The organism is Acinetobacter sp. 24-47-66 (genome assembly GCF_056779755.1).
Genome location: NZ_JBWYIL010000046.1, coordinates 1 through 324, shown reverse-complemented (window position 1 = coordinate 324; position 324 = coordinate 1). Strand labels below are relative to the sequence as shown.

Annotated in this window: 1 protein-coding gene; it reads left to right on the top strand. The window is 46.3% G+C overall.

Translation table 11 applies throughout. The features are described 5' to 3' along the window. Window positions 1-324: GA-like domain-containing protein (locus AC1M84_RS14305; protein WP_481595240.1), on the top strand; the 324-nt coding region annotated here is incomplete at both ends.

Genomic DNA, 324 nt, shown 5'->3' with positions numbered 1-324 from the left:
TACTGCTAAAGAAGATGCACAAGCGAAAGTTGATGCACTTCCAGAAGGAGCAGACAAAGACGCATTGGATGCACGCTTAGATGATCTAGTCAACATCACCTTACCAACAGTAAATGATGAAAACGAAGATGGTGTGGATGATGCAGTTGCAGCACTTGAAGAAGCAACAGAGGCAGTAGAGGCGGCTGAAGCAGCATATGCTGAGGCAGAGCAAGCATTAGCAGATGCAGAAGCAGATGGTTTAATCACGCCAACAGAACTTGCTGAGCTGACTCAAGCACGTGATGATGCGCTTACTGCTAAAGAAGATGCACAAGCGAAAGT